Raw genomic sequence first — 26,217 nt, forward strand, 5'->3', positions numbered from 1 at the left:
GGCAGCCGCCGCGGCCGCCGCCGCCCGCAACGCCGCCGCCAGCAGCCCGCGCGGGGCGGCGTCGCCGGCGTCCCCGGCGGGCGCCGCCACCGCCTCCGGCGGGTCGGGGCCGTACGTGAAGCCCAGCGCGGGCCGCACCTCCAGCTGCTTCGGCCGGCGCTGGGGCACGCTGCACGGCGGCGTGGACATCGCCGCCCCCATCGGCACCCCCGTGTACGCCGCCCACTCCGGCGTCGTCCAGCGGGCCGGCACGGCCACCGGCTTCGGCTACGCCGTCTACATCCTCGGCAACGACGGCGCGGTCACCGTCTACGGCCACGTCAACCGGTACTTCGTCAGCGCCGGCGAGCGGGTCTCCGCCGGTGAGCAGATCGCCGAGGTGGGCAACCGCGGCCAGTCGACCGGCCCGCACCTGCACTTCGAGGTGCACCCCGGCGGCGGGCTGTACGGCGGCCAGATCGACCCGGTGCCGTGGATGCGGGCCCGCGGGGTCACCATCAGCGGCTGCTGAGGCGGGACCCCCTGCCCCCCGCCCCTCGTGAGCCCGCGAGAGGCGGGGGCCGGCGCGCTTCCTAGCTCGGAGGCGCCGCGGACGGGGTCGCGCAGTTGGCCGAGGAGAACGCCTGCACGCTGGCCTGGGCGGGGCCGGCCGAGGAGAAGGCCTGCGTGGCGGCCTGCTGGAGCTGCTGCTGACCCTCCGGGGTGTTGAGGTCCAGCGTCGTCGAGGCGTCGGCGAGCTGGCGCAGCGCGGTGCCGACCGTCTGCCAGTCCGCGGCGATCTCGGCCGGGGGCTGGACGTCGTCGAAGGCGGTCACGGCCTGCTGGAGGATCCCCGGCAGCTCCGGAGGGGCCGCGGTCTGCAGGCTCTCGGCGACCTCGTCGAACTGCTGGCCCCGCTCGCAGAAGGCGGCCACGGCCGGGTCCGAGGAGGTGGTCGGCGCCGCGGACGACGAGGTCGCGGGCGCCGAGCTCGACGCGGAGGCGCTGGACGACGCGGCCGGTTCCTCGTCCCCCGACCCGCCGCAGGCGGTGAGCAGGACGGCGGCCACCGCCGCGGCGGCGACGGCGGGGCGGAGCAGGGTCGCGGGGGTGCGCATGGGCCCGACGCTAGCGCTGCCCGCGCCGGGCCCCGCCGGCCCGGCTAGCGTGCCGGGCGTGCAGACCCCGGCCGACCCGCGCGCGACCTGGGACCTCCCGGCGCCGGGCGCGATGCCCCGGACGGCGGACCTGGAGCCGCTGGTCACCCGGGTGCTGGCGCCCAACCCCTCGCCGATGACGCTGGACGGCACCAACACCTACGTCGTCGGCGCACCCGGCGGCGGGCAGGCCGTGCTCGTCGACCCCGGACCCGACGACCCGGCGCACCTGGCTGCGGTGCAGGCCGTGCTGGCCGCGCGGGACGCCCGCTGTGTCGCCGTCCTCGTCACCCACCACCACGGCGACCACGCCGAGGCCGCGCTGCCGTGGGGCGCCCGTCTGGACGCGCGCGTCGCGGCCGCCGACCCCCGCGTCGCCGGCCCGGGCGGGCGGGTGCTGGCGCCCGGGGAGCTGCTGCAGCTGGCCGGGACGGCGATCCGCGTGGTGCCCACGCCCGGGCACACCGCCGACCACCTCGCCTTCCGGCTGGAGTCGGGCGCGGTCCTGGCCGGCGACCACGTGCTGGGCCGCGGCACGTCGGTCGTGACCCACCCCGAGGGCGACGTCCTCGCCTACCTGGAGTCGCTGCGCCGGGTGCACGACCTCGGGCCCAGCGCGCTGTACTGCGGGCACGGCCCGGAGCTCACCGAGGACCCCGGTGCCGTCCTCGACTTCTACCTGGCGCACCGCGCGATGCGGGAGGCGCAACTGCTGACCGCGCTGGCCGCCGGGCCGCGGACGGTCGACGAGCTGGTCGCGACCGTCTACGCGGAGGTGCCCCGGGAGGTGTGGCCGGCCGCCGCCCAGTCCACCCGCGCGACGCTGGTCAAGCTGGTCGCCGAGAGCCGGGTCGAGGGGGCGCTCGACGGGCCGGTGCGCCTGGCGTGACGCCGCGGGAGTGGGACGTCGTCGTCGTGGGCGCCGGCACGTCCGGCGCGCCGCTGGCGGCCCGGCTGGCCGACGCCGGCCGGACGGTCCTGCTGCTCGAGGCCGGCGCCGACCACCCTCAGCCCGGGGACTTCCCCGCCGAGTTCCGGGACGCCGCCCGGATGGGTGCCGCGGTGCCCGGCCACCCCGCGAACTGGGACCTCGCCGGCGAGCTCACCGCCGAGGTCACCTTCCCGGTGCCGCGGGGCCGGGTCGTCGGCGGGTCCAGCGCGCTCAACGGCGGCTACTTCATCCGCGGCACCCCGGCCGACTTCGACGGCTGGGCCGCCGCCGGCAACGACCTGTGGTCGGCCGAGCGAGTGCTGCCCGCCTTCGTCCGGCTGGAGGCCGACCGGGACCACGGCGACCGGCCCGGCCACGGCGCCGACGGACCGGTCCCCGTGGCGCGGCCGCGCTCCGGCCACCCCCTCGTCGACGCCCTCGGCGGGGCGACCGAGGAGCTCGGGTTCGCCGCGGAGCCGGACAAGAACGCCGGCGGCGCGCCCGGCTGGGGCCCCATCCCGTTCAACGTGACCGACGGCGTGCGGACCAACACCGCGATGGCCTACCTCTCGCCGCGCCGCGGGTCGCCGCGGCTGACCGTGCGCGGGGGGGTGCACGTCCGCCGGGTCGTCGTCGAGTCCGGGCGGGCGGTCGGCGTCGAGACGGCGGACGGCGTGGTGCGGGCCGCCGAGGTGGTGCTCAGCGCGGGCGCCGTCGGCTCACCGCACCTGCTGCTGCTGTCGGGGATCGGCCCGGCCGGCCCGCTGCGCGCCCTGGGCATCGACGTGGTCGCCGACGTCCCGGGGGTGGGCGTGGACTTCACGGACCACCCCGACCTCTACGTCACCTACCGGCCGGCGCGACGGCTGCCCATGCCGCGCGACCTCCTGCCGCTGCACAGCGTGCTGAACGCGACCAGCGAGGGAGCCGACACCCCGGGCGACCTCGAGGTGCTGCCCTGGCTCAAGCCGTTCAGCCGGGTGATGGTGGGCGGCACCGCGGCCGGGGTGGCCACCGTGCTCCGGCGGCCCGCGGCGACCCTGCGGGCGCTGCGGCGGGCCTCGCTGCACCGCCTGCTCGACACCGCCCGGCGCCGCGACGACCTGTTCCTCGGGGTGGCGCTGCAGCGGGAGGACAGCCGCGGCCGGCTGTCGCTGACCACGACCGACCCGCTGGTCCAGCCCCGGCTCGAGTACCGCTACCTCACCGAGGCCGCCGACCGGCGGCGGATGCGGGAGGGCGTGCGGCTGGCCGCCGAGCTGCTGCGGACGCCGGCCATGGCGCCGCTGGTCGCCGAGCGCACCGGACTGCCCGACGACGTCCTGGCCGACGACCGCGAGCTCGACCGCTGGATCGGCCGGCACCTGGCCACCGCCGTCCACCTCGCGGGCACCGCCCGGATGGGGCCGGACGCCGACCCCGGGGCGGTGGTGGACCAGCACCTGCGGGTCCGGGGGGTCGCGGGGCTGCGGGTGGTCGACACCTCGGTCATGCCGCGGGTGACCTCGCGCGGGCCGGCCGCGACCGCGGTGATGATCGGCGAGCGGGCCGCCGAGCTCGTGCTCGACGGCTAGGCGCTCAGGCCGGCGGCGGGGGCGGCGGCGGACCCAGCGGGATGCCGGGCGGCGGGAAGAACGCCGGGGCCTCGGCGGTGATGATCGGTGCCAGGGCGTTGCGCCAGATCGGCCCACCGAGGCCACCGCCGAACCCACCGACGTCCACGTTCGCCGTGGGGTTGAACAGCATCACGCTGGCGGCGTAGCGCGGCGTGTAGCCCACGAAGGCGACCGAGGACCGGTCCTGGGCGGTCCCCGTCTTGGCGGCGATCTGGTGGCCCGGGATCGCGGCGCGGACGCCGGTGCCGTAGGGCAGCGCGGTGTCGCCGACGAGGATCTGGTTGAGCGTGGTGGCGACCGCCGGCGGCACCGCGTCCGGCGTGCAGGAGGGACCGGTCGGGTACGGCGTCCCGTCGTCGCGCAGGAGCGGCTGCCCGTTCCGGTCCAGGATCTCGGTGACCGGGAGGGGGTCGCACTGCGTGCCGTTCGCTCCCAGCGTCGAGTAGGCGCTGGCGAGCGCCAGCGGGCTGGTCGCCTCGGCGCCGAGGGTGAACGAGCCGCGGTTCTCCGCGACCACCTGGTCGGCCACCGGGTCCAGCGAGAACAGACCCATGCGCTGCGCGGCCCGCACCGGGCCCTCGACGCTGCCCAGCTGGTCCTCGAGGGCCACGAAGTAGGTGTTGGAGGAGCGGATCAGCGCTTCGGTCATCGTCAGCGTCGGCGGCATGTCCCCGACGTTCTGCACCGTGTAGGGCTCGGAGCCGTTGCGGTAGACCGAGGACACGTGGGGGCTCGACGTGGTGATGACGTGCTCGGGCCGGAACCCCCGCTCGAGCGCCGCGGCCGCCACGAAGACCTTGTAGGTCGAGCCGGCTCCCTTGCTCGCGGCCTCGTTGAGGTTGACGGACTCCTGCGCGGGGTCGGCGGCGTCGAAGCCGAAGACCCGGTTGACGCTCATCGCCAGCACCTTCCCGGTGCCCGGCTCGACGGCGGTGAACACCGCGGCGACCGGGTCCCCCATCGGCAGCCCGGTCAGCACCGCGGCGTCGCCGGAGCGCTGCAGGTCCGGCCGCAGCGTCGTCCGGATCGTGATGCCGCCGGCCTCGAGGCGCTCCTGCGGGATGCCGAGGGCCCCGGTGACGTGCCGCTGGACGAAGTCGCAGAAGAAGCCGCCGATGACCGCGTCGACGCAGCCGTTGGGCGGTGCCGGTGCCGGGTTGGTCTCCACCGGCAGCGCCGACACCTCCGCCAGCTCCTGGTCGGTGATGTGCCCGCGGGCGTGCATCCGCTCGAGGACGACGTTGCGCCGCTGCCGGGCGCGCTCCGGGTCGGCCAGCGGGCTGTCGCTCGCCGGGGTCTGCACCAGGCCGGCCAGCATCGCCGCCTGCGGGAGGGTGAGGTCGGCGGCGTTGACGCCGAAGTAGGTCTGCGCGGCGGCCTGCACGCCGTAGGCGCCCTCGCCGAAGTACACGATGTTGAGGTAGCGGGTGAGGATCTCCTGCTTCTCGTAGGTCTCCTCCAGCGCCATCGCCAGCCGCGCCTCGCGCAGCTTGCGCCCCAGGCTCTGCTCGGTGGCCGCCTGCCGGTCCTCGGGGGTGGTGGCGGTCTGCAGCAGGGTCTGCTTGACCAGCTGCTGGGTGATCGTCGAGCCGCCCTCCTGCACCGCACCGGCGGTCACGTTGCGCAGCAGCGCCCGCACGGTGCCCTCGAGGTCGAGGCCGCCGTGCTCGTAGAACCGCTCGTCCTCGATGTCGACCAGCGCCTGCTCCATCACGTCGGCGATCTGGTCGGCGCCCACCGGCGTCCGGTTGTTCCGGTAGATGTTCGTGATCACCGAGCCGTCGGCGGCCAGGACGACGGTGTTGCCCGGCGGGGTGGCGTCGGTGAGCTCGACGGGCAGGGGAGCCAGGAGCGAGGCGGAGTTGCTGGCGGCCAGCCCGGGTCCGACGACCCATGGCACGAGCAGGGCGGCGAGCAGCGCACCGGTCAGCGGCAGGACGACCAGCAGCAGGCCGGCGGCGCGCAGCCGGGGGTGGGGACGGGGTTCCCGGAGCGACCGTGCCATCTGCGACCTCGCCGGCGCCGGACCACTCGGAGTGAGCGGGTGGGCGCGGTCCGATGATGGCGTACGGCGCCGTTCCGGGACAGGGGGAGCGGTGCCGGCCGGTGCCGGATCGGGCCGGTGCGTCCCGGCGGCGCGCTGCCCGCAGCCGCCGGGACGCCGGGACCAGGGGCGGTCAGCGGACCGCGGGGAGCTCCGCCGTCGGGGCGGCCCAGGCGTCGGGGTGGCTGCGGCCGGTGTCGGCCACCCAGCCGGCGCCGCGGGCGCTGGTGCTGCGGGTGGGGGTCGGTCGGGCGCTCAGGCTGACGATGAGGGCGAGCAGGGCGACGAGCCCCAGGAGGACACCGCCGATCACCAGGAGCGTCGTGAACATGTACCGAACCTATGGGCCGGACCGCTCCGCCCCACAGGGCCAATCCCCACCGACTCCGGCCGACCGTTGCACAGGAGTTGCCGGACCGCGACCCGCTCGTCCCACCCGTCACGGGAGGCCCAGTCGAGGTGGGCGGAGGGGCTCCGGCGGGGTAAGGGCGGTGCACGACGTCGACAGGAGGACCCCGTGCTGGACCTGCCTCGATGGGCCGGACGCGCCGCCGCCGTCCCGCTGGGTGCCCTCGCGCACCGGCGGCACGGCAAGCCGATGCACCCGCGGGGCGTGGTGCTCGACGCCGTCCTCGAACGCTGCGGCCCGATCGCGGACGGCGTGCCGTGGCCGGGTGCCGGCGAGGCCCGCCCGGTCGTCGTCCGCCTCTCCCGCGGCGCCGGGCTGCCCGCGCCCCTGCCCGACCTGCTCGGCCTCGCGATCCGCATCCCCGACGGCCCGGTGGACCTGCTGCTGTCCAGCACCGGCCGCGGGCCGCTCGGCCGGCGGGTGACCGTGCCCCGGCGGGACGCCGCCGCCGTCTACTCCTCGATCATGGGCTACCGGTCCGCGGCCGGGACGCTGCTGGTCGCGGCGCTGCCCGAGCCCGGCTGCGGGCCGCTGCCGTCGGATCCCGGTCCGCTGGCCGACGCGGTCGCCCGGCGCCGGCCCGCGTTCACCCTGACCGTGGCCCGCGGCACCGGGCCCTGGCGGCCGTTCGCGCGGCTGCGGCTGCTGGGGCCGGTCGACGCGTTCGACCCCGACGTGCGCTTCGACGCCGTCCGCAACCCGCCGCCGGGGCTCGTGCCCGACGGCCCGATGGCCCGGTTCCGCGCCCCGGCCTACGCGGCGGCGCGACAGGGGCGGTCCCGCGCTGGCCAGCGGCAGGAGGACGCGCACGCACCGGGCGTCGGGTCGTGACGGCGACGCCGACCCGGAGCGGGTCACCGGAGCTGCTGGTGCACCTGCGCCGTGCCCGTGACCACATCGACCAGCACTTCGCCGACGACCTGGACCTGGACCGGGTGGCGCGGGTCGCCGGGGTGTCGAAGTACCACCTCGTCCGCTGCTTCGAGGCCGCGTACGGCGAGACGCCGATCCGGTACCTCACCCGGCGGCGGATCGAGCGGGCCCAGGACCTGCTGCGCTCGGCCAACCTCACGGTGACCGAGATCTGCATGGCGGTCGGGTACGCCAGCCTCGGCTCGTTCTCCACCCGCTTCCGGCGGCTCGTGGGGGAGTCCCCGGCGGCCTACCGCGACCGCTGGGCCGCTCGCGGCGCGGCCCACGTGCCGGGGTGCTTCCTGTTCGTGCGCGGGGTCGTCGACCTCGGCGGGACGGCCGGCGGGGACTGAGCAATCCGGGAGAAGCGCCGGCCGCGACGCCGTCCCTACCGTCGCCGGCATGATCACCAACATCTCCCTGGTCACCGTCTACTGCCTCGACCAGAGCGCGGCGCGCGACTTCTACGTCGGCGTCCTCGGCTTCGAGGCGCGCACCGACATCACGATGGGGGAGGGCTTCCGCTGGGTGACCGTCGCCCATCCCAGCCAGCCGGAGCTCGAGGTCACCCTCATGACCCCCGGCCCGCCGCTGGACGACGCGGCCGCCGCGTTCGTCCGGAGCCAGCTGGAGAAGGGCTCGATGGGCGGCCTGGGCCTCGCCGTCGACGACTGCCGGAAGACCCACCAGGAGCTCTCGGCCAGAGGGGTCACCTTCCTGCAGGAGCCGGCCGAGCGCCCCTACGGCGTGGAGGCGGTCATGCGGGACAACTCCGGCAACTGGCTGTCCCTGGTCGAGCGGCGGCCCTTCACCCCGGAGGACCCCCACTGATCGCCGCGTCGCGGACCCCCGCCAGCCCCTCGTCCAGCGCCGCCCAGGGACCGAGCCGGGCCCCGGCGTCCCGCTGGCGGCGGTCCTCGTCGGGGCCGAGGGTGGACGCGATCGCGTCGCACAGCTGCCGGGCGAGCGGTTGCAGCGGCGGCCAGACGGCGACCCCGAGCTCCTGCCGCGCGGCGGCGGACGCGCCCGAGAGGCGGGCGGCCTGCGCCGCGTCCCCGAGCGCCAGCGCCAGGCCGGCCAGCCCGTCCAGGCAGTAGGCCAGCCCCTCCAGGTCCCGGTCCCGCCGGTGCAGCTCGGCCGCCTCGACGAGGCAGTCCCGCGCGGCGGGCAGGTCGCCGGCGAGGAGGGCGTCGAGCGCCAGCTGGTCGGAGAGGGTGGCCGCGAGCTGGTCGTCGTCGAGCGTCCGGGCGAGGTCCAGCGCCTCCCGGTGCAGGTGCCGGGCCTGGTCGGAGTCGCCGCCGAGGACGGCGACCGCGCCGCGGAACAGCTGGGCGAAGGCGACCGACCAGGTGTCCCCGCTGGCGCGCAGCTCCACGAGGGCGTCGTCGAGCATCGGCGCGAGCTGCGGATTCCCCGGCGGCAGGGTCATCGCCAGGCCGTTCAGGCCGTGCCCCAGCAGCCAGTGGTCACCGCGCGCGCGGGCGTCGGCCACCAGCTGCTCCAGCAGCGGCCGTGCCTCGGGCACCCGGCCCAGGGCCACCCGGGTCGCGCCTCGCGCCCACAGCAGCTGACCGGCCAGGTCGGGCGGCAGCTGCGCCGCCGACGGCAGCGCGGCGGTCCGCTCGGCGAGCTCGGCCATCGTGGCGAGCAGCCCGCGTGCCCACCACCACCGGGCCAGGGGCGCGGCCAGCCGGACGGCGAGTTCGGCACGGTCGGTGTCCACCGCCCAGCGCAGGGCGGCTTCCAGGTCGGGGGCCTCGGCCTCCAGGCGGGCCAGCCACAGCCGGTGGTCCGGGCCGGAGAGCCCCCGGCGGGCCTCGGCGCTCAGCTCCGCCAGGTGCTCGGCCAGCCGCTGCCGCGCCGCCTCCTCCTCGCCGCGCTCCCGCAGCCGCTCGGCGGCGAAGGCGCGCACCAGCGCCAGCATCCGGAACCGGGGCTCGCCGTTGCCGGGGTCGCTGGAGGTCACCAGGCTGTGCGTGACGAGGGTCGACAGCGTCTCCAGGACGTCGAGGTCGTCGTCGACCGTGCCCACCGCCTCCGCGGTGTCCAGCGTGCAGCCCCCGGCGCAGACCGAGAGGCGGGCCAGCAGCGCCCGCTCCCCGTCGCTGAGCAGGTCGTGGCTCCAGGCGATGGTGTCCCGCAGGGTGCGCTGCCGGCCGGGCGCGTCGACGTCCGCGCCGCGCAGGTCCAGGGCCCGCCCCAGCCGCCGCAGCAGCAGCGCCGGGGGCAGCGTGCGCACCCGGGCAGCGGCCAGCTCCACGGCCAGCGGCAGCCCGTCCAACCGGCGGACCAGCTCGGCCACCGCGGGCGCGCTGCCCGGGGTCACGGCGAACGACGGGTCGGCCCGCTGCGCGCGGGCCACGAACAGCTCCACGGCCGGTGCCGCGCCGACCCGGTCGGGCCGGTCGTCGCCGGGCGCGGGCACGGCCAGCGGGCCCAGCGGCACGTCGTGCTCCCCGCGCAGGCCGAGGACCGCCCGGCTGGTCACCAGCAGCTGCGTGCCGGGGCAGCGGGCCAGCAGCGGCGCCGCGGCGGGCGCCGCGCGGAGCACCTGCTCGGCGTTGTCGACGACCAGCACCGCGCGCAGGCCGGCCAGCCGCTCGGCGACCAGGTCCAGCAGCGGACGGCGGCCCTCGGCGGTCACCCCCAGCGCCGCGGCCACCGCCACCGGGACCTCGCGGGGGTCGCGCAGCGGGGCGAGGTCGACCCACCACACGGCGTCCCGCTCGGGGACGAGCCGCTCGGCGGCGGCCAGCGCCAGCCGGGTCTTGCCGGTGCCGCCCGGGCCGGTGAGCGTCACCAGCCGCACGGCGGGGTCGGCCAGCAGGCCGGTCACCAGCGCCAGCTCGTCGGCCCGGTCGACCATCGGCGCGGACGGCGTGGGCAGCCAGCCGGCGGCCAGGCCGGGCAGCGGGGCGGCGGGGGCGGCGAACCGCTCGGTGAGCAGCACCGCCAGGTCGTCGGCGACGAGCTCGGCCAGCTGCGCGGGGTCGTCGTAGGGCGTCGTCGAGGCGCCGCCGTCGGCCTGGATGCGGGTGATCAGGTCGGTCAGCCGCGGCTCGCGGCCGGGCGCGTCGCGGCGGACGTAGAGCAGCCGGGGCCGGCCCGCCGACAGCTCGAACTCGTCCTCCAGGCCGGAGATCGTCATGCCGGGCGCGATCCACCCGTAGCGCTCGCCGTAGACGCCGACGAAGACGTCGCTCTGCGCCAGGTAGGCGCGGTAGAGGTCGCGCGGCGGGTGCGGCCGGGCGCCGAGCTCGAACAGGATCGGGGTCAGGCGCATCCGCGTGATCGCCTCGCGGACCGCCCGGCGCTCGGCGGCCAGCTCCTCCAGCGTGGACGACACGAAGACGCGCAGCCGCTGGTCGGGGGTGGCGATCGGTGGCGGGGGATCCTCGCCCGCCGGGACCGGAACGGCCACGGACACCTCCCGCCGGGGGCCGTCGGCGGTCCCTCCGGCTGCGGTTCGGTCGCGAGTCTAGGGACGTCCGGGGGCCGCGGAAAGGCGGTGACACGGGCGGGGTCCGGTGGTTCGATCCACCCGTCCGACTTCGTGGCACGGGGGAATCACAGAGCTACGGGAGGTCCCGTGGACCCCGCTGCCACGCGCACCACCACCCCTGCCCCGCCGGCGCGCCGACTGCTGCCGGCCATGCGGGTGCTGCTGGCCGCGTTCAGCCTGCTCACCGCCCTGGCGGTGGTGACGCTGTTCGTGCTGGCCGAGCAGACCGACCAGACCTTCGCCTGGACCATCCAGCCACCGCTGACCGCGGCCTTCCTCGGCGCCGGCTACGCGTCCGGGTGCGTGCTCGTGGTGCTGTCCCTGCGGGACGGGGTCTGGGCGCGCACCCGGGTACCGCTGCTGACCATCCTGGTCTTCGTCGTGATCACGCTGGCCGCGACGCTGCTGCACCTGGACCGGTTCCACTTCGCCGCCGAGTTCGCCGACCGGCCGCTGATCGCCCAGGCCGCGGCGTGGTTCTGGCTCACCGTCTACGTCGTCGTCCCGCTGGGGATGCTGGCGCTGCTGCTGCCGCAGGAGCGGGCGGCCGGGAGCGACCCGCCGGCCACGCACCCGGTGCCCCGGGTGCTGCGCGGCCTGCTGGGCGCCGAGTCCGTCGTGCTGACCGGGGTCGGCGCCGTGCTGTTCGCCGCCCCGGCGGCGGCGAGCACGCTGTGGCCGTGGCCGCTGACGCCGCTCACCTCCCGGGCCGTGGCCGCCTGGCTGGTCGCCTTCGGCGTGGCCACGGCCCTGGCCGCGGTGGCCGGTGACCTGGAGCGGCTGCGGACGGCGTCGATCGCCTACACCGTCTTCGGCGTGCTCGTGGCCGTGGCGGTGGCGCGCTTCGCGGACACCGTCGAGTGGGGCGACCCGGCGGCGTGGGTCCTGGTCGTCATGGTGGTCGCCGTCATCGGCACCGGCGCGGCCGGCTGGCGGCTGGCGCCGGCGCCGGTGAGGGGCCGGCATGGCTGAGGGCTACAACGCGGCGCTGGTCGTCGTCTGCCGGGACGAGACCCCCCGGCTGGCGACCGTCCGGGAGCTCAAGCGGCGCTACGGCGGCGACTACGTGGTGATCGCCTGCATGCGGCCCGAGGACGTGCCGGCCGCGCTGGCCGCCTGGGGCGACCCGCCGGTGGCCGCCCTCCTCGGCGGGTTCGGCGACGAGGACCCCGACGGGCTGGCGGTGCTGCGCTCGCTGCACACGCGGCACCCCGCGTCCCTCGCCGTGGCGCTGATCCGGTGGGGGGCGTGGCAGACCGCCCGCCCGATCTTCGAGGCGCTGACCCTGGGCCAGCTCGACCGGTGGGTCTACGCGCCGGAGGAACAGGCCGACGAGGACTTCAACCGCGCGGTGGCCGAGGTCCTCGACGAGTGGTCGACCCGCCGGGGCGCCGGCCGCGAGGCCGTGGTCATGATCGGCGAGCGCTGGTCGCCGCGGGCGCAGCACCTGCGTGACCAGATGAACCGCAACCGCATCCCGCTCGGCTTCTACGAGGCCGACAGCGAGCGGGGCCAGGCGCTGCTGCAGGGGCTGGAGCTGGACTCGCCGCGGCTGCCCGTGGTGGTGATGCGCTTCCACCCCGAGCGCCCGGTGCTTCAGGACCCCACCGACCTGGAGGTGGCCGAGGCCTTCGGGCTGTTCGAGCCGCTGGACCCCTCGGCGGTCTACGACGTCGTCGTGGTCGGCGCGGGTCCCGCCGGGCTGGGCGCGAGCGTCTACGCCGCCTCCGAGGGCCTGTCCACCCTGGTGCTGGAGGCCGAGGCCGTCGGCGGGCAGGCCGGGACCAGTTCGATGATCCGCAACTACCCGGGCTTCCCGACCGGCATCAGCGGCAACCGGCTGGCGTTCAGCTCCTACCAGCAGGCGTGGGCGTTCGGCAGCACCTTCCACTTCATGCGCTACGCCCAGGGGCTGCGGAGCGAGGACGGCGTCCACCACCTCGCGCTGTCCGACGGGACGTCGGTGTGCGGGCGGACGGTCATCCTCGCGCTGGGCGCGGCCTGGCGGCGGATCGGCGTCCCGGAGCTGGAGGAGCTGGCCGGCCGCGGGGTCTTCTACGGCGCGGCGGTCAGCGAGGCGCCGGCCATGCGCGGGCGGCACGTGTTCGTCGTGGGTGGCGGCAACTCCGCCGGGCAGGCCGCGGTGCACCTGTCGCGCTACGCCGACCGGGTCACGCTCCTCGTCCGGCGGGACGGGCTCGCCGAGACCATGTCGGACTACCTGATCCGCGAGCTGGCGGCGCTCCCGAACGTCGACGTCCGACCGCGGGCGCAGGTGGTCAGCGGGCGCGGCACCGAGTTCCTCGAGTCGTTCACGGTGCGCGACCTCGACAGCGGCGAGGAGACCGAGGAGGAGGGCGTCCTGTTCCTCCTCATCGGCAGCGAGCCCCGCACCGACTGGCTGGCCGGCACGCTGGCGCGCGACCGGTGGGGGTTCCTGATCACCGGCAGTGCGCTGACCGCGCCGGACCTCGACCCCGCGTGGCCGCTGGACCGGCCGCCCGGGCTGCTGGAGACGAGCACCCCCGGCGTCTTCGCCGCGGGGGACACCCGCTCGGGGTCGGTGAAGCGGGTGGCGTCGGCCGTGGGCGAGGGGGCGCTGGCGATCACCCTGGTGCACGCCCACCTGGCCTCGCTGCGCCTGACTCCTTCGGGTGGGGCTGCGCACCGAGGGTGACGTTCCAGGGTTCCGCTCTCCGGACCATGGGTATCGGAACGATCCGTCCCGTCGAAGGAAGAACCGCCCCTGCCGTCGCAGAGCGCGGCGCAGGAGGAGTAGGACCCAGTGAGTGCGCCCCAAGCCGCGGGGATCCGGGTGGTGACCGTTCCCCACACCGACGCCTACGTCGACGCCGTCCTGCCGGCCGGCGTGCTCCGAGCCGGACCGGCGCACGAGCCCAGCCCCTGGCTGGACCCCGCCTACCTCGCCGCGCACGCGTCCGGGGTCGACGTCGTGCACGTGCACTCCGGCTACGCGCACCTGCCCGAGGACGAGATGGTGAGCTGGACGGAGACCGTCCGGCGGACCGGGCTGCCCCTGGTGACGACGGTGCACCAGCTGCGCGACCCCACGTCGGCCTCGCCGCGGCGCTACGAGGCGCACCTCGCCGCGCTGCTGGCCACGGCCGAGGTGGTGCTCACCCTCACGCCCGGAGCCGCCGACGACATCGCCGAGCGGTTCGGCCGGACGGCGATCGTGGTCGCGCACCCCTCGATCGTGACGCCGGTGCCCGGCCTGGGCGCCGAGCGCGGGCTGGTGGGCCTGGCCCTGCGCGGGCACGGCCCGGCGGTGCCCGACGCCGCGGGGGTCGTCCGCGCCGCACTGGCCGGCGCGGTCAACGGCGGCGGGCGGCTGCGGGTGCTGCTCGCGGACGGCGTCGAGCCGCCGCCGGTCCCGGCCGCGGCCGACACCCTGGAGTACGTGCCGCTCAAGGTCGAGGCGTGGCCGGAGCAGCTGCAGGAGCTGCACGCCGCCGTCCTGCCGGAGCAGTGCGGCACCCACTCGCGGGACCTGGAGATCTGCCGGGACGTCGGGACCCGCGTGGTGGCCCCCAGCTGCGGCTGGTTCGCCGACCAGTGGTCGGACGTCGTGGTGTACGACAGCGACGAGGAGCGCGGCTTCGACCCGGTGTCGCTGGACGCCGCCGTCGCGGCGGCGCTGACCCGGCCCGCGCCCCGGCCGGCCGACCGCTCCTGGCGGGACGCGCAGCGGGCGGCGATCCAGGACGTGCACGCCCAGGTCTACGCGCAGGTGGTGGCCGACCGCGCCGGCTGACCGGGCGGATGCGGCGGGCGCCGCCTCGGGTCCCGCGGGCGCCGGCCTCGGGGACGGCGGCCCGGATCGGGCCGCGGTGCGGTGTGTGTGGGCAGGGGCGGGGTCGAACCGCCGACCTCTCGCTTTTCAGGCGAGCGCTCGTACCGACTGAGCTACCTGCCCCTCCCGGTGTGTCCACCGGGGAAGCGACCCTGACGGGACTCGAACCCGCGACCTCCGCCGTGACAGGGCGGCGCGCTAACCAACTGCGCTACAGGGCCTTGCTGGTACTGCTGGTGGTGCCGTGCCCCCAACGGGGTTCGAACCCGTGCTACCGCCTTGAAAGGGCGGCGTCCTGGACCGCTAGACGATGGGGGCTCGTGTTCGCCGGGGGCAGGACAGAACGATACATGGTCCCGGCCGCACCCCTGACACGGGGTGCCCGGCGGAGCGGGTGCGGGCTGCGCCGGACGGCGACACGGCCGCGCGGTGGCGTCGTCACGGTCCGGAGGGGTGTCACGCTCTGCGGGTGAGTCGCCGCGCCGTCCTCCGGGCCTGTCCGTCGCTGCTGCTGGCCGCCGCGGTGCTCTCCGCGTGCGGCGACGGTGGGGGGACGCCCGCGGCGTCGCCCGGCACCACACCGGCGTCGAGCCCGAGCGCATCGGCCGGCAGCGTCGCCACCGGCAGCCCCGAGGACACCCCGGTCGAGGGCGATCCCGCGCCGGCCGAGCCGACGCCGTTCCCCGGGGACGCACGGCCCGACGAGCAGGAGGCGTCCGCCGACTCCCGGGGCACCGTCGCGGAGATCCGGACGGGCCGGCAGCAGGGCTTCGACCGCGTCGTGTTCGAGGTCGGCGGCACGGGCACGCCGGGCTGGGACGTCCGCTACGTCGACCAGGCGAGCTCGCAGGGCAGCGGCGCGCCGGTCGAGGTCGCCGGCGAGGCGGTCCTGCAGGTCACCCTGACCGGCATGGGCTACCCGTACGACACCGGGGTCGAGGAGTGGAGCGGCCCCGACCCGCTGCCGGGCTCAGGCACCCAGGTCGTGACGGAGGTCGCCTGGGACGCCACCTTCGAGGGGACGTCGGTGGCGTTCGTCGGAACGGCGGCGGAGGTGCCCTTCCGGGTGTACGCGCTCGCCGAGCCGACCCGGATCGTGGTCGACATCGCCGACCGCGGCTGACCGCCCGCCGCTCAGCCGAGCGAGGCGGTGAGCTCCACGGAGTCGGCCTCCACCGTGGTGCACTCCAGGGTCAGCGAGCCGGCGCTCACCGTCTCGCCCTGGGCGCAGGAGATGCTGGCGCCGCCCACGCTGAGGCTGGCCCGCCCGTCCTGGACGCCGCCGAACGCCAGCGACGTCCCGAGGATCTCGACCTCGGAGCCCTCTCCGTTCAGCGTCACCGAGCAGGAGCTGCCGCTGCACGAGAAGTTGTTCGAGGAGAAGGAGCAGCCGGCGAGGGCGAGCCCACCGGCGAGGGCGGCGGCGGCCAGCCGGGCGGCGCGGGTCGACGTCGTCGTGGACATGGGCCGAGGGTAGATCCCCTGCCTCACTCCGTCGGGGAGGCGGGGGGTGAGGTGCCGTCCTCCCCGGCGCCGTCCTCCCCGGCGCCGTCCTCCGTGTCGCCGTCCTCCCCGTCGTCCGTCGACGCGGCGACCACGACGCGCTCGATGGTCACCTCCGTCTCGCCCAGGCCCCCGAGCGTGATGTCGTCGTAGGCGGTCAGCGCGCCGCTGACCGGGTCGAGGTAGAGCACGGTGCAGGTCAGCGGCTCCGGGAACTCGCCCTGTAGCGCCCGCAGCCCGGCGCCGCCGGTGGAGCCCTGGACCATGAGCAGGGTGCCGCCGTCGAGCTCGGTGACCTCACGCTCGTGGGTGTGGCCGGCCAGCACCACGGGGACGTCGCCGTCCAGCGGGGTCGCCTGCTCCGGGTCGTGCACCATCGCGATCGCCGGCGGCTCGTCCAGGCCCTCGACGACCTCGACGAGGCCCTCCCCGCTCTCCTCCAGCGACTCGGCGTCGCCGTCGGTGGCGGGGTCGGGGGTGAAGCGGGGGTCCGGCGTCCCGACGACCCGGATCCCGGCCACTCCGACCGCCGAGTCGTCCAGCACGGTCGCGTTCGGCTGGGCGGCCACGAGGCCCGCGGTGACGGCCGAGTCGTGGTTGCCGCGGATGAACACGTAGGGGACGTCGAGGTCGCCGACCGCCGTGATGAGCTGGTTCTCCGGCTGGCTGCCCCAGTCGGTGATGTCGCCGGTGTCGAGGACGCCGTCGACGTCGAACTGGTCGACCACCTGGCGCACCAGGTCGAAGCCGGCGGGGTTGAGGTGCAGGTCGGACACGTGCAGCAGGGACACCGTGCTGGCGGCCCCGCCGGGCGGGGGGAGGGCGGACAGGGTCGAGTAGAGCGTGCTGACGTTGGTGACGAGGTCCTCGAGCGAGGCCCGGTAGGCGTCGAAGCGGGCGACGATGTCCTGGGCGCTGCCGATGAGGCTGGTCGCGTTGACCAGCAGCCCGGTGTAGGTGGGCTGCGACAGCGCCTCGGGCCGCCAGGTCAGCGCGCCGAGGCCGGCGGTCCCGGCGACCAGGGCGGTGGACAGCCCCAGCGCGATGACCGGCTCCGGACGGCGCCGCAGCACCAGCAGGGACGTCGCCGTCGCCCCGAGGACGGCGGCCAGAGCGGTGAGCACGGCCACCCGCTCGACGGCGTTCCGCAGGTCGGCTGCCACGCGGTCGACCACGCCGTCCAGCCGGGCGGGGTCGGTGGCCAGGACCTGGGCGCGGAGCTCGTCGACCCGGGTGATCTGGATGTCCAGCCGCAGCGGACCGTCGTAGGCGTCGACCTGCAGCGCGCCCAGCGGGGGGACGTCGAGGTCGGCCCCGCCGCCGCCGGGGCGGAAGGCGATCGTCGCGTCGAAGGGCCCGAGCGGGGCGTCGACCCGGCCGAGCAGGAGGATGCCCAGCAGCGCGCCCGCGCCGGCGACCACGAGCCGCACGGCCCAGCGTCGCGCGGTGCGCAGCAGCTCCGCCCGTCGGGCGGCGCCACCGGGAGGGCTCGGCTCGCTCACCGTCCCCAGGCTAGCGAGCCGGGACTCCTGTGGCGGGTGTCAGGCGGGGTCGACCGCCGGGGTGGCGCGGAAGATCCACCGCAGGGCGATGAAGCGCATGAGCCCGATCAGGCCGGTGACCGCGACGACGCAGGACACCTGCACGTAGATGCTGACCGAGCCGACGGTGGAGTCCAGCACGCCCAGGGCCGCGCTGGTGGCGAACAGGCCGATGACGGTGATGCCGCCGGCCTCCCACTGGGCGGTGAACCAGTGCACCCGCTCGCCGGCGCGGAAGGTCAGTCGGCGGTGCAGCTCGTTGGCCAGGGCGGTGGACGCGGCCGTGGCGATCAGGTGGGCCGGCAGGTACCCGAGGGCCCGGAGCGTGATGAACAGCAGCGCGTAGACGACCGTGGTGACGCCGCCGACCAGCACGAACCGGGCGAACTGGCCGAGCATGTCCTCGCCCCGGACCCGGGCCGCGATGCTCCCGACCGCGCCACCGGCCACCGGACGGCGGGAGTGCAGTGACGGGCAGGTCACGACGGTCCTTCCAGTGGTCACGGGGTGCACGGTCCAGGGTGCCTCTGACAATCTCCTGGGGGCCAGCCCTTATTCCCCGGTCACCCGAAACGGTGGGTCGGCGGTCCTGCTGCACCCCGGAGCGACGGCATCGTCGCCGCGCGCCCAGGGTAGGGGTGCGCCATGAGCCTCATGGGGATCCTGGACCGGTTGTCAGACGTGGCGACCTTCGACAAGGCGATCGAGCCGGCCCGCCGGGCGGTCCGCGACGGGCTGCCGCAGGGGGTCAAGGACCTGCTGCACGGCACCTGGCTCGGCCATCCGCTGCACCCCGTCCTCGTCCAGGTCCCCGTGGGCAGCTGGGTGTCCGCCGGGCTCCTGGACGCCGTTCCGCGGCTGCGGCCGGCGGCCACGGTCCTCATCGGCACGGGCGTCGCCGCCGCCGTCCCCGCGGCCCTGTCCGGCGCCGCCGACTGGTCGGAGCAGGAGGTGGGGGTGCGCCGGCTCGGGGCGGTACACGCGCTGGCCAACACCGTCGCGCTCGGCCTCTACGTCGGGTCCCTCGTCGCGCGCGGCCGGGGCCGGGACGGGCTGGGGCGGGTGCTCGCCTACGCCGGGCTGGGCGTCGCGGGCGGCTCGGCCGCCGTCGGTGGGCACATGTCCTACGCGCAGTCCTCGGGGGCCTCGCACGCCGTGACGGCGGCCCGCGCGCTGAGCACCGACTGGCTCGACCTCGGTCCGCTCGACGACCTGCCCGAGGGGCGCCCGGCCCTGCGGCCCGGCAAGGGCGCGAGCGTCGACGTCCCGCTGGCCGTCGTCCGCCGCGGCACGCGGGTCGACGTCATGGTGGGGGCCTGCTCGCACCTGTCCGGCCCGCTGTACGAGGGCTCGGTCGAGCAGGTACGCGGATCGGACTGCCTGGTCTGCCCGTGGCACGGGTCGGCGTTCGACCTGGACAACGGTGCGCCCCGGCGCGGGCCGGCGGCCAACCCCCAGGAGAAGCTCGAGGTGCGCATGGAGGCCGGCCGGGTCATGGCCCGCCTCCCCGGCCGGCACGAGTAGGGGTTCCCGGCGGGTCCGCCCGTCCTACGCTGCGGCGCCATGAGGGGCGCGGCGCTGGGAGCGGCGGTCGTCCTGCTGTGCGCGGCGTGCAGCGGGGAGCCGCCCGCGGCCCGGCCGGCGGGGACGGCGCCGTCGTCGGCCGCCCCGGCCGCCCCGGCCGTCCCGGCGGTGCCGGGGGTCGAGGCCGAGGTGGTGCGGCTGCGCACCGACGTGGTGGTCGGCGGTCAGGTGCAGGTCCGCGTGAGCGACACCGGCGACGAGCCGTTCACCGTCACCGCCGTCGCGATCGACTCCCCGGGCTTCGTGCCGGAGCCGGCCACGGCGGTCACGGCCGAGTTCCGGCCGGGGCGGGTCATCGACCTGCCCACGCCCTACGGCGCGCCGGTGTGCACGGGCGGTCCGTCGCCGGCCGCGGCACGGCTCAGCGTGACCCGGCCGGGGGGTGCCGTCGAGGAGGTCCGCGTACCCCTGACCGGCGACGACCTCGAGGTGGTGCACGAGGAGGAGTGCGCGCTGGCCGGGGTGCGTGCCGTCGTCGACGTCGTGCTGACCGGGATGACGGCCGGCGACGAGGAGGTCACCGGGACCCTCGTCCTGCGCCGGCGGGGGGACGACGACCGCGCGGTGTCCGCCGTCGACGTCCGGGACAGCGTCGTCTTCGACGTCGCCGTCGACGGGCTGCCCCTCGGCCTCGGGGCGGACGACGACGAGGCGCGGGCCGGGGTGACGCTCACGTCGGCGACCTGCGAGCCGCACGTGCTCGCCGAGACCAAGCAGCCGTTCGTCTTCCCGCTGCAGGTGGTCGTGGACGACGCCGACCCGGTGCCGGTGCGGCTGCCCGTCGACGCGGCCCAGCAGGACCTGCTGTGGCAGCTGGTGGACCGGGTGTGCGCGCCGGCCGGGTGAGGCGGGATGGAGACCGGCCCGGCCGCCCCGGGGGGAACGGAGCGACCGGGCCGGGGCCTGGGGCGCCCGTCGGGGGGCGCCGGTGCCGGGGCGGCGGCGCGCTGGGCGCCGAGTGCCGCTCGGACTGCGATCACGCTACGTAGTCGACAGCGGGGTCCGGCATCCCCCGAACAGGTGAAACGCCGTGACGAAGAACACGGACCGTCACGTTCCGGTTCGAGGAGGGCTCGCTGGGGCACCTGCTCGGGAGTGTTCTTCGTGTTCTCCAGCCGGCTCGGCTGCCTCAGCTCCCTCTCGGTCCGCTGGCCATCGACGCGGAGCAGGAGCTCAGCGGCGCGCTCAACATCTACGCGCGCGGGGTGGCCGCGTTCGGCGGCTACAGCTGAGCGTTCGCCACCCGGTTCGGGCCCTACGCCGCCGTCGCGGCCGGCAATCTGCACGCCTACCGGAACGCCCGCGACGCGGCCGACCACCTCCAGCGCGCACTCGAGTCGCGCGCGGTCATCGACCAGGCCAAGGGGGTGCTCATGGAGCACTACGAGCTCCCAGTCGACCAGGCCTTCCAGGTGTTGGCCCAGGCGTCGATGCGCCTCAACCGGAAGGTGCGGGACGTCGCCGACCACCTGGTGCACACCGGCGAGCTGCTCGGCGGGCAGCCGGGGGGCGACGGAGGTCGCCCGGGGCCGGGGACGGGGCGCGGCCGCACCGGACCCGGAGCCTGACGACACCCCTGATCGGCTCCCGACGTCCGCCGTCCTCGGTAGTGGAATGCGCTCTGTTCGCACCAGCCGGTCCTGGTCGCCAGCTGACTGGTGCCCGGGGGGCAACGTCGCGAACGAGTAGAACGCGTAACGGGCGCCGGCTCAGCGGGGCGGCAGTCGCGACCTGCGAGTCGGGCTGTCAGTCGGTGCGCCAGTTGAGCACGTCCTCCAACACGCGTCCGTGGTCGGCGAACTTCTCGAGTGCACGCTGGAGTTTCTGTCCGTCCCGGCCCGTTGGGTGCGCCAGCGCGTCCGTGAGGGCCGCGTAGTCGTCCTGGCGCTCGAGCACCTGGCGCACCAGGAGCTGGGTACCCGCGTCGAGGGCGAGGATGACGGTGACGTCGACGGCGTTGAGGAGATGCTGCCACTCCTCACGGTCCTCGGCCGACAGTGACCCGCCCGGGTCGAACGGTTCGTACGCGAAGGCGGCGCCGAGCAGGCTGGTGCCGTCCTCGCCGCTCAGCCAGTCGCCGATGAGTTGGGCGAGGGCGGCAGAATCCGCGGGGAGTTCGACGAGTGAGCTCCCAGTCTCGATGTCACCCCAGCGGTGGTCGAGGCCCAGGGGCCCGTTCAACCGCCGCAGTTCGGCGCCGCCGTTCCAGCTGATCGGAGCACCGCCGCTCTCGCTGGACCACGTGTACCCAGCGAGCTCGTCACCCGCGAGCGCCTCCCCGTCGTCCAAGAACACCGGAACGACGCGTCCTTCGTGAACGAGACCCGCAACGTGGGAGTCACCCACCCAACACGGGACGGCCACGATGCGCTCCTCCAGGCCTTCGACCATGATGTCGAACCTGTCATCGCCCTGCTCCCCGTCGAGCGCTGAGGGGTCGATGCGCAGTGCCGCCAGCAACTCCGAGGGAGCGGGTCCCCAGACTGCCGGCGTGATCCGGACGCTGTTCACGGCGTCGACGACCAGTGCTGCCTGCACGAGCGCGACCGGGTCCGCACTGGTGCTGTTCGGCGTGCCCGTGGCTCCGGCGGGCCTGTCTGCGCGCGTCAGGTATCCGCCATGTGTCTTGATGACCTCGACGGTTTCCTCGGTGCCGTCCGGCCGTGTGGTCTGCACCCGGAACACATCAGTGCCTGACGCTTGCTGCGCCGCGTGCGGAACCTCGTCGTTCTCGACCATGAGCGGAAGCATGTCACTTCGGTGACAGTGCGTGCTTGGACCGCGACTCGTGGTCGCCGAAGCGGCCCGATGGGCGCGGCCTCTGCGGAGCATCCCGATCCCGCCTGCTTGCTCGCGGACGGGGCGGTACCTGTCGTAGAGCGGAACGCCGTGCCGCCTGGAGGACGGATACGGGCCGATCCAGTAGGGGAAGCGACCAGGGCGGGGATGCACCGTCGCGGTGCGCTCGCCGCGGATCGGCCTGCCGTAGGCTCCGCGGCGGCGGGATCCGAGGGCCGAGTCGGGCTTCGTGGAAACCCCGAGGACAACACCGATGGAACTACGGATCCCCTGGGCCTCTAGCTCAACTGGCAGAGCAGCGGACTTTTAATCCGCGGGTTGTGGGTTCGATCCCCACGGGGCCCACCGAAACCGCCCTGCAGTCGGTCGTGACCGACTGTCCGAGCCAGCCGCTGAACTGCGGTGACCGACGACGCCACACGTGCTTGAGCTCGCGGTACTCGGCCAGCCCAGTGGGCCCGAGCTCCCTGCCCATGCCGGACTGCCCGCGTCCGCCCCACTCTGCTCCAGGGACGTATGGGTGGTAGTCGTTGATCCAGACGGTGCCGCAGCGCAGGCCGGCGGCCACCCGCTCGGCGCGCGCTCCGTCGCCGGCCGGCCCTGCCGGGTCTGAGACGACCCGTGGTTGCCTGGGTCGAGCCGACCGGGGGGCCACACCCGACCGCCGCTGCGCCGGCGGTCCAGGAGCCGCGAGAGGTGGTGTCCGGTGCCAGGGTGGGCGTGGACGCTGGTCGGCGTCGTCGGGGGCCTGCTCCTCTGCTGGCTCGCCCTGATGGCGGTTCTGTGGCGGTCCCGGCCGGACGAGTTGCGGCTGCGGGAGCTGTTGCGGCTGCTGCCGGACGTGCTGCGGCTCGTGCGCCGACTGGCCGGAGATCCCAGCCTGGCCCGCGGGGTGCGCGTCCGGCTGTGGTTGTTGCTGGTCTATCTGGCACTACCGATCGATCTCGTGCCCGACTTCGTGCCGGTGCTCGGTTACGCCGACGACGCCGTGCTCGTCGTGCTGGTGCTGCGCTCGGTCGTCCGCCACGCCGGCGTCGATGCGGTCGGCCGGCACTGGCCAGGCACCGCGGACGGGCTCGCGGCGCTGCGTCGCGCCACCCGGCTCTCCGGGTGAGGGCCATCCGGTGGCCTCGGTGGTGCAGCAGCTGTCGGGCGCTGCCCGGGCGTCGCTGACTGCCCGGCGACTGCTGCACCCGCACCCCGCCCACACGCGCCTGCCCGCCTCGCTCGCCGCGGCGGCCGTTCGAGCGGCCGGCTCGGTCAGGTCGTCGTCGACGCCGAGATGCGGGCTGGAGAGCCTGCCGGTTCCGTCGACGTCGAGGTGCGGTGCCGCCGCCGGCCGACCGCGCCACGCACGATCCCCACGAACATCGCGTGCACCCGGGTGTCTCCGGTCAGCTCGGGGTGGAAGCTGGTGGCCAGGACGTCGCCTTGGCGCACCGCGACGATCCTGCCGTCGGCTGCTCCACCCACGACCTGCCCGAGGATCTCGACCCCCGGCCCGGCCTGCTCCACCCAGGGCGCGCGGATGAACACCGCCGACAAGGGCTCTCCCGGCACGCCGGCCAGCGGCACACGCGACTCGAAGGACTCGGCCTGCCGGCCGAAGGCGTTGCGGCGCGCCGTGACGTCGAGGCCGCCGATCGTGGGCTGGTCCGGCGGCGCGTCCAGCAGTCGGTCGGCCAGCAGCACCAGCCCGGCGCACGTCCCGTAGACGGGCAGCCCGCTGCGGACGGCGTCGCGCAGCGGCTCGAGCAGCCCGGTGCGTACGGCGAGCTTCGCCATCGTCGTCGACTCCCCGCCGGGCAGGACCAGCCCGTCCACGGCGGCCAGCTCCGCCGGGCGCCGGACCGGTACCGCCTCGGCACCCACCGCGGTGAGGACGGCGAGGTGCTCGCGGACGTCGCCCTGCAGCGCCAGCACCCCGACCCGGGGCGGGCTCACCAGCCGCGGGCGGCGAACCGCTGCGACTCCGGCAGCGTGTCCACACTGATGCCCACCATCGCCTCGCCGAGGCCGCGCGAGACCTTGGCGATCACGGCTGGGTCGTCGTGGAACGTCGTCGCCTGGACGATGGCCGCCGCCCGCCGGGCGGGGTCGCCGGACTTGAAGATGCCGGAGCCCACGAACACGCCCTCGGCGCCCAGCTGCATCATCATCGCCGCGTCGGCGGGGGTGGCGATGCCGCCGGCGGTGAACAGCACGACCGGCAGCCTGCCCGCGCGGGCCACCTGGACGACCAGGTCGTGCGGCGCGCGCAGTTCCTTGGCGGCGACGAACAGCTCGGTCTCGTCCAGGACGGCCAGCCGCCGGATGCCGGCGCGCAGGGCGCGCATGTGCCGGGTGGCCTCGACGACGTTGCCGGTGCCGGCCTCGCCCTTGGAGCGGATCATCGCTGCGCCCTCGTCGATCCGGCGCAGCGCCTCGCCCAGGTCGGTCGCGCCGCAGACGAACGGCACGGTGAACGCGCGCTTGTCGATGTGGTGGGCCTCGTCGGCGGGGCTGAGGACCTCGGACTCGTCGACGTAGTCCACGCCGAGGCTCTGCAGCACCTGCGCCTCGACGAAGTGACCGATCCGGGCCTTGGCCATCACCGGGATGGACACCGCGTCGATGATCCCCTGCACCATGTCGGGATCGCTCATGCGCGCGATCCCGCCTTGCGCGCGGATGTCGGCGGGCACCCGCTCGAGTGCCATGACGGCGACGGCGCCGGCGTCCTCGGCGATGCGGGCCTGCTCGGGCGTCACGACGTCCATGATCACGCCGCCCTTGAGCTGTTCGGCGAGGCCGCGCTTGACGCGGTCGGTGCCGGTGCCGGTGCCGGAGGTGGGAGGCGTCTGCTCGCTCATGGTCGTCCTCTGTCGGGGGCCGCTGGATCGTGGCTCCTCCACGGTGGGCGCTACCTTGGTCCTTGCAGAAGTCCAAACCGAGCGGATGCAGGAGGACCAAGTGTCCCGCTCCGGTGAGCTCTTCGTCCGCGTGGACCGTGCGGCCGATGCGCCGTTGAGCGTGCAGATCGCAGCCTCGGTGCGGGCCGCGGTCCTGGGCGGCGCCCTCGGGCCCGGGGACACCCTGCCGTCCAGCCGCGCCTTGGCCGCCGATCTCGGGGTCTCCCGCGGCGTGGTGGTCAACGCCTACGAGCAGCTGGTCGGCGAGGGCTTCGCGACCGGCCGTCGGGGCGGGGGGACGGTGGTCGCGGTCCGCCCCGACGGGACCGCGAGCCGCGCGCCGTCCGGGCCGGACCAGGCGGCGGACGAGTCGGTGGCCCGAGCCGTCCTCGACCTGACGCCGGGGCGTCCTGCGACCCGGTTGCTCCAGGATCCCGAGTGGCGCTCGGCCTGGCGCCGGGCGGTCGCCGAGAGCGTCCCGGCCGAGCCGCCTGACCACCTCGGGCTGCCGTCGCTGCGGCACGCCGTGGCCGTGTACCTGCACCGGGTCCGGGGCGTGGAGGCGACCGCTGACGAGGTCCTCATCACCGCCGGCGCCAGCGACGCCCTCGTGTTGGTGGCCATGGCCCTGGGGGCAGGGCAGCACCGACCGCGGATCGTCGTCGAGGACCCGAGCTACCCCACGGCCCGCCGGGTGTTGAGTGCGGCAGGCGCCCGCGTCGAGGCGCTGCCCGTCGACGCCGATGGCCCCCGGGTCGCCGACCTGGCCGCCCTGTCCCCGGCGCCGGACGCAGTTCTGCTCACTCCGTCCCACCAGTACCCGCTCGGCGGCCGGATGCCGGTGCAGGAGCAGCTCGACCTGCTCCGCTGGGCCGCGGCCGAAGAGGTCGTCGTCCTGGAGGACGACTACGACAGCGAGTTCCGCCATCGGCGCAGGCCGCTCCCGGCCATGGCCTCGCTGCCGTCCCGGGCCGACGTGGTGCTGATCGGGAGCTGGTCGAAGACGCTCACGCCGTGGCTGCGCTGCGGCTGGATGATCGTCCGCGGATCGGTCGGCGACCGGCTGCGGGCGACTCGCGCCCAGCTGGACACGCCGGTGTCCGGAGTGCAGCAGGCCGCCCTCGCGTACTTCCTGTCCGGCGGTGGCCTCGCCCGCCACACTGCGCGGGCGCAGCGGCAGTACAGCCACCGTCGCGGCCTGGTGGCTGCTGCGCTCGGGAACCGGCCGGACGTCACCCTCGGCGCCCTCGACGGCGGTCTGCACGTCGTCGTCCATCTCAGCCCGGGCACCGACGCCGCCGCGCTGGTGCGCGCCGCCGCCCGCCGAGGCGTGATCGTCGCCGACCTCGCCGACTACTACGCTGCACCGGCGTCGTCCCCCGGTCTGGTCCTGGGGTACGGAGCCCCGACGGACTTGGAACTGCGTCGCGCCCTGAGCGTCCTGACCACTCTGCTCGACACCACCCGGCTCACCGGCAGCCCTGACGAGGGCGACACCGCTGTGCTGCGGGACTGACTCCTGCGGGGAGGCTCGT

The 26,217-nt window shown here is 75.7% G+C and carries 26 protein-coding genes, 4 tRNA genes and 1 pseudogene; 16 read left to right on the forward strand and 15 right to left on the reverse strand.

Annotation, left to right across the window (positions count from 1 at the left end; genetic code table 11):
- Nucleotides 1-189: hypothetical protein (locus PGN05_RS17090; RefSeq protein ID WP_419753762.1), on the reverse strand; the 189-nt coding region annotated here is incomplete at its 3' end.
- On the opposite strand from PGN05_RS17090, the gene PGN05_RS17095 reads away from it, so the two are divergent.
- Nucleotides 182-511, forward strand: coding sequence for a M23 family metallopeptidase (locus PGN05_RS17095; protein WP_419753763.1), 330 nt, complete (start codon nt 182-184; stop codon nt 509-511). The genes PGN05_RS17090 and PGN05_RS17095 overlap by 8 nt on opposite strands.
- A gap of 61 nt (nt 512-572) precedes the next feature.
- Here the strand turns inward: PGN05_RS17095 and PGN05_RS17100 are convergent, their stop codons facing one another.
- Nucleotides 573-1,097, reverse strand: coding sequence for a hypothetical protein (locus tag PGN05_RS17100; protein ID WP_419753764.1), 525 nt, complete (start codon nt 1,095-1,097; stop codon nt 573-575).
- Between the two features lie 58 nt (nt 1,098-1,155).
- On the opposite strand from PGN05_RS17100, the gene PGN05_RS17105 reads away from it, so the two are divergent.
- Entirely contained in the window at nt 1,156-2,025 is an 870-nt protein-coding gene (locus PGN05_RS17105; RefSeq protein ID WP_419753765.1) for an MBL fold metallo-hydrolase, read from the forward strand.
- Nucleotides 2,022-3,641 carry a mycofactocin system GMC family oxidoreductase MftG gene (gene mftG / locus PGN05_RS17110; protein WP_419753766.1) on the forward strand — a complete coding sequence of 540 codons (1,620 nt, stop codon included), beginning with the start codon at nt 2,022-2,024 and terminating at the stop codon, nt 3,639-3,641. The genes PGN05_RS17105 and mftG overlap by 4 nt, the downstream gene beginning before the upstream one ends.
- A 4-nt stretch (nt 3,642-3,645) precedes the next feature.
- On the opposite strand, the gene PGN05_RS17115 is transcribed toward mftG, so the two are convergent.
- A complete protein-coding gene (locus tag PGN05_RS17115; protein ID WP_419753767.1) occupies nt 3,646-5,688 on the reverse strand; it encodes a transglycosylase domain-containing protein in 2,043 nt (680 codons plus the stop codon).
- Between the two features lie 172 nt (nt 5,689-5,860).
- On the reverse strand, nt 5,861-6,058 hold the full coding sequence (locus PGN05_RS17120) for a hypothetical protein (protein WP_419753768.1): 198 nt from the start codon (nt 6,056-6,058) through the stop codon (nt 5,861-5,863).
- Between the two features lie 186 nt (nt 6,059-6,244).
- Here PGN05_RS17120 and PGN05_RS17125 point away from each other — a divergent pair, with 186 nt between their 5' ends.
- Genes PGN05_RS17125 through PGN05_RS17135 form a run of 3 tightly spaced genes read left to right on the forward strand, consistent with a single transcriptional unit; the run spans nt 6,245 to nt 7,879 of the window.
- Complete coding sequence (locus PGN05_RS17125) at nt 6,245-6,967, forward strand: phosphodiesterase (RefSeq protein ID WP_419753769.1); 723 nt, start codon at nt 6,245-6,247, stop codon at nt 6,965-6,967.
- Nucleotides 6,964-7,401, forward strand: a complete 438-nt coding sequence (locus PGN05_RS17130) for a helix-turn-helix transcriptional regulator (protein ID WP_419753770.1) — start codon at nt 6,964-6,966, stop codon at nt 7,399-7,401. Before PGN05_RS17125 ends, PGN05_RS17130 begins: the two co-directional genes overlap by 4 nt.
- 49 nt (nt 7,402-7,450) lie before the next feature.
- On the forward strand, nt 7,451-7,879 hold the full coding sequence (locus PGN05_RS17135; RefSeq protein ID WP_419753771.1) for a VOC family protein: 429 nt from the start codon (nt 7,451-7,453) through the stop codon (nt 7,877-7,879).
- On the opposite strand, the gene PGN05_RS17140 is transcribed toward PGN05_RS17135, so the two are convergent.
- Nucleotides 7,857-10,469, reverse strand: a complete 2,613-nt coding sequence (locus PGN05_RS17140) for an ATP-binding protein (protein ID WP_419753772.1) — start codon at nt 10,467-10,469, stop codon at nt 7,857-7,859. The genes PGN05_RS17135 and PGN05_RS17140 overlap by 23 nt on opposite strands.
- Before the next feature lie 168 nt (nt 10,470-10,637).
- On the opposite strand from PGN05_RS17140, the gene PGN05_RS17145 reads away from it, so the two are divergent.
- The 3 genes from PGN05_RS17145 (at nt 10,638) to PGN05_RS17155 (ending at nt 14,325) form a co-directional block, all read left to right on the forward strand.
- A complete protein-coding gene (locus PGN05_RS17145; protein WP_419753773.1) occupies nt 10,638-11,522 on the forward strand; it encodes a hypothetical protein in 885 nt (294 codons plus the stop codon).
- On the forward strand, nt 11,515-13,227 hold the full coding sequence (locus PGN05_RS17150; protein ID WP_419753774.1) for an NAD(P)/FAD-dependent oxidoreductase: 1,713 nt from the start codon (nt 11,515-11,517) through the stop codon (nt 13,225-13,227). The genes PGN05_RS17145 and PGN05_RS17150 overlap by 8 nt, the downstream gene beginning before the upstream one ends.
- A gap of 108 nt (nt 13,228-13,335) precedes the next feature.
- Nucleotides 13,336-14,325 carry a glycosyltransferase gene (locus tag PGN05_RS17155; RefSeq protein ID WP_419753775.1) on the forward strand — a complete coding sequence of 330 codons (990 nt, stop codon included), beginning with the start codon at nt 13,336-13,338 and terminating at the stop codon, nt 14,323-14,325.
- Between the two features lie 88 nt (nt 14,326-14,413).
- Here the strand turns inward: PGN05_RS17155 and PGN05_RS17160 are convergent.
- The 3 genes from PGN05_RS17160 to PGN05_RS17170 all read right to left on the reverse strand — a co-directional run bounded on the left by PGN05_RS17160 (nt 14,414) and on the right by PGN05_RS17170 (nt 14,682).
- A tRNA-Phe gene (locus tag PGN05_RS17160) sits at nt 14,414-14,487 on the reverse strand.
- A 24-nt stretch (nt 14,488-14,511) separates the two neighbouring features.
- Nucleotides 14,512-14,585 (reverse strand) — tRNA-Asp (locus PGN05_RS17165).
- 24 nt (nt 14,586-14,609) lie between these two features.
- Nucleotides 14,610-14,682 (reverse strand) — tRNA-Glu (locus PGN05_RS17170).
- A 151-nt stretch (nt 14,683-14,833) separates the two neighbouring features.
- Here PGN05_RS17170 and PGN05_RS17175 point away from each other — a divergent pair.
- Complete coding sequence (locus PGN05_RS17175) at nt 14,834-15,487, forward strand: AMIN-like domain-containing (lipo)protein (protein WP_419753776.1); 654 nt, start codon at nt 14,834-14,836, stop codon at nt 15,485-15,487.
- An 11-nt stretch (nt 15,488-15,498) separates the two neighbouring features.
- Here the strand turns inward: PGN05_RS17175 and PGN05_RS17180 are convergent, their stop codons facing one another.
- Genes PGN05_RS17180 through PGN05_RS17190 form a run of 3 tightly spaced genes read right to left on the reverse strand, consistent with a single transcriptional unit; the run spans nt 15,499 to nt 17,912 of the window.
- Nucleotides 15,499-15,828, reverse strand: coding sequence for a hypothetical protein (locus PGN05_RS17180; protein ID WP_419753777.1), 330 nt, complete (start codon nt 15,826-15,828; stop codon nt 15,499-15,501).
- A 23-nt stretch (nt 15,829-15,851) separates the two neighbouring features.
- Nucleotides 15,852-17,369: a metallophosphoesterase gene (locus tag PGN05_RS17185; RefSeq protein WP_419753778.1), complete on the reverse strand. Its 1,518-nt coding sequence runs from the start codon at nt 17,367-17,369 to the stop codon at nt 15,852-15,854.
- A 39-nt stretch (nt 17,370-17,408) separates the two neighbouring features.
- Nucleotides 17,409-17,912 (reverse strand): GtrA family protein, encoded by a 504-nt coding sequence (locus tag PGN05_RS17190; protein WP_419753779.1) that lies wholly within the window; start codon nt 17,910-17,912, stop codon nt 17,409-17,411.
- 141 nt (nt 17,913-18,053) lie between these two features.
- Between PGN05_RS17190 and PGN05_RS17195 the strand changes: the two genes are divergently transcribed.
- From PGN05_RS17195 to PGN05_RS17205, 3 genes are all read left to right on the forward strand, one after another.
- Nucleotides 18,054-18,932, forward strand: coding sequence for a Rieske 2Fe-2S domain-containing protein (locus PGN05_RS17195; RefSeq protein WP_419753780.1), 879 nt, complete (start codon nt 18,054-18,056; stop codon nt 18,930-18,932).
- Between the two features lie 39 nt (nt 18,933-18,971).
- Nucleotides 18,972-19,838, forward strand: a complete 867-nt coding sequence (locus PGN05_RS17200; protein WP_419753781.1) for a hypothetical protein — start codon at nt 18,972-18,974, stop codon at nt 19,836-19,838.
- Between the two features lie 527 nt (nt 19,839-20,365).
- Nucleotides 20,366-20,560, forward strand: coding sequence for an ANTAR domain-containing protein (locus tag PGN05_RS17205; protein WP_419753782.1), 195 nt, complete (start codon nt 20,366-20,368; stop codon nt 20,558-20,560).
- A 178-nt stretch (nt 20,561-20,738) separates the two neighbouring features.
- On the opposite strand, the gene PGN05_RS17210 is transcribed toward PGN05_RS17205, so the two are convergent.
- Nucleotides 20,739-21,731: a hypothetical protein gene (locus PGN05_RS17210; protein ID WP_419753783.1), complete on the reverse strand. Its 993-nt coding sequence runs from the start codon at nt 21,729-21,731 to the stop codon at nt 20,739-20,741.
- Nucleotides 21,732-22,063: 332 nt separating this feature from the next.
- Between PGN05_RS17210 and PGN05_RS17215 the strand changes: the two genes are divergently transcribed.
- A tRNA-Lys gene (locus PGN05_RS17215) sits at nt 22,064-22,136 on the forward strand.
- Between the two features lie 85 nt (nt 22,137-22,221).
- On the opposite strand, the pseudogene PGN05_RS17220 reads toward PGN05_RS17215, so the two are convergent.
- Nucleotides 22,222-22,446 (reverse strand): annotated as a pseudogene (locus PGN05_RS17220) (aldehyde dehydrogenase family protein); the annotation flags it as partial.
- 51 nt (nt 22,447-22,497) lie between these two features.
- Here PGN05_RS17220 and PGN05_RS17225 point away from each other — a divergent pair.
- Nucleotides 22,498-22,905: a DUF1232 domain-containing protein gene (locus PGN05_RS17225; RefSeq protein WP_419753784.1), complete on the forward strand. Its 408-nt coding sequence runs from the start codon at nt 22,498-22,500 to the stop codon at nt 22,903-22,905.
- A 146-nt stretch (nt 22,906-23,051) separates the two neighbouring features.
- On the opposite strand, the gene pdxT is transcribed toward PGN05_RS17225, so the two are convergent.
- On the reverse strand, nt 23,052-23,735 hold the full coding sequence (gene pdxT / locus PGN05_RS17230; RefSeq protein WP_419753785.1) for a pyridoxal 5'-phosphate synthase glutaminase subunit PdxT: 684 nt from the start codon (nt 23,733-23,735) through the stop codon (nt 23,052-23,054).
- Nucleotides 23,732-24,643 carry a pyridoxal 5'-phosphate synthase lyase subunit PdxS gene (pdxS, locus tag PGN05_RS17235; protein ID WP_419753786.1) on the reverse strand — a complete coding sequence of 304 codons (912 nt, stop codon included), beginning with the start codon at nt 24,641-24,643 and terminating at the stop codon, nt 23,732-23,734. Before pdxS ends, pdxT begins: the two co-directional genes overlap by 4 nt.
- Before the next feature lie 100 nt (nt 24,644-24,743).
- Between pdxS and PGN05_RS17240 the strand changes: the two genes are divergently transcribed.
- Nucleotides 24,744-26,198 carry a PLP-dependent aminotransferase family protein gene (locus tag PGN05_RS17240; protein ID WP_419753787.1) on the forward strand — a complete coding sequence of 485 codons (1,455 nt, stop codon included), beginning with the start codon at nt 24,744-24,746 and terminating at the stop codon, nt 26,196-26,198.
- The last annotated feature ends 19 nt before the right edge of the window (nt 26,199-26,217 follow it).

It is taken from the genome of Geodermatophilus sp. CPCC 206100, from assembly GCF_048569675.1.
In the GTDB taxonomy this organism is placed as follows: Bacteria; Actinomycetota; Actinomycetes; order Mycobacteriales; family Geodermatophilaceae; genus Geodermatophilus.

Bases quoted from the DNA above. Each gene is read 5' to 3' on its own strand.
- PGN05_RS17205 (WP_419753782.1), top strand. From the start codon at position 20,366: ATGGAGCACTACGAGCTCCCAGTCGACCAGGCCTTCCAGGTGTTGGCC.
- PGN05_RS17200 (WP_419753781.1), top strand. From the start codon at position 18,972: ATGAGGGGCGCGGCGCTGGGAGCGGCGGTCGTCCTGCTGTGCGCGGCG.
- PGN05_RS17150 (WP_419753774.1), top strand. From the start codon at position 11,515: ATGGCTGAGGGCTACAACGCGGCGCTGGTCGTCGTCTGCCGGGACGAG.
- pdxS (WP_419753786.1), bottom strand. From the start codon at position 24,643: ATGAGCGAGCAGACGCCTCCCACCTCCGGCACCGGCACCGGCACCGAC.
- PGN05_RS17120 (WP_419753768.1), bottom strand. From the start codon at position 6,058: ATGTTCACGACGCTCCTGGTGATCGGCGGTGTCCTCCTGGGGCTCGTC.
- PGN05_RS17115 (WP_419753767.1), bottom strand. From the start codon at position 5,688: ATGGCACGGTCGCTCCGGGAACCCCGTCCCCACCCCCGGCTGCGCGCC.
- PGN05_RS17100 (WP_419753764.1), bottom strand. From the start codon at position 1,097: ATGCGCACCCCCGCGACCCTGCTCCGCCCCGCCGTCGCCGCCGCGGCG.
- PGN05_RS17195 (WP_419753780.1), top strand. From the start codon at position 18,054: ATGAGCCTCATGGGGATCCTGGACCGGTTGTCAGACGTGGCGACCTTC.
- PGN05_RS17180 (WP_419753777.1), bottom strand. From the start codon at position 15,828: ATGTCCACGACGACGTCGACCCGCGCCGCCCGGCTGGCCGCCGCCGCC.
- PGN05_RS17210 (WP_419753783.1), bottom strand. From the start codon at position 21,731: ATGGTCGAGAACGACGAGGTTCCGCACGCGGCGCAGCAAGCGTCAGGC.
- PGN05_RS17135 (WP_419753771.1), top strand. From the start codon at position 7,451: ATGATCACCAACATCTCCCTGGTCACCGTCTACTGCCTCGACCAGAGC.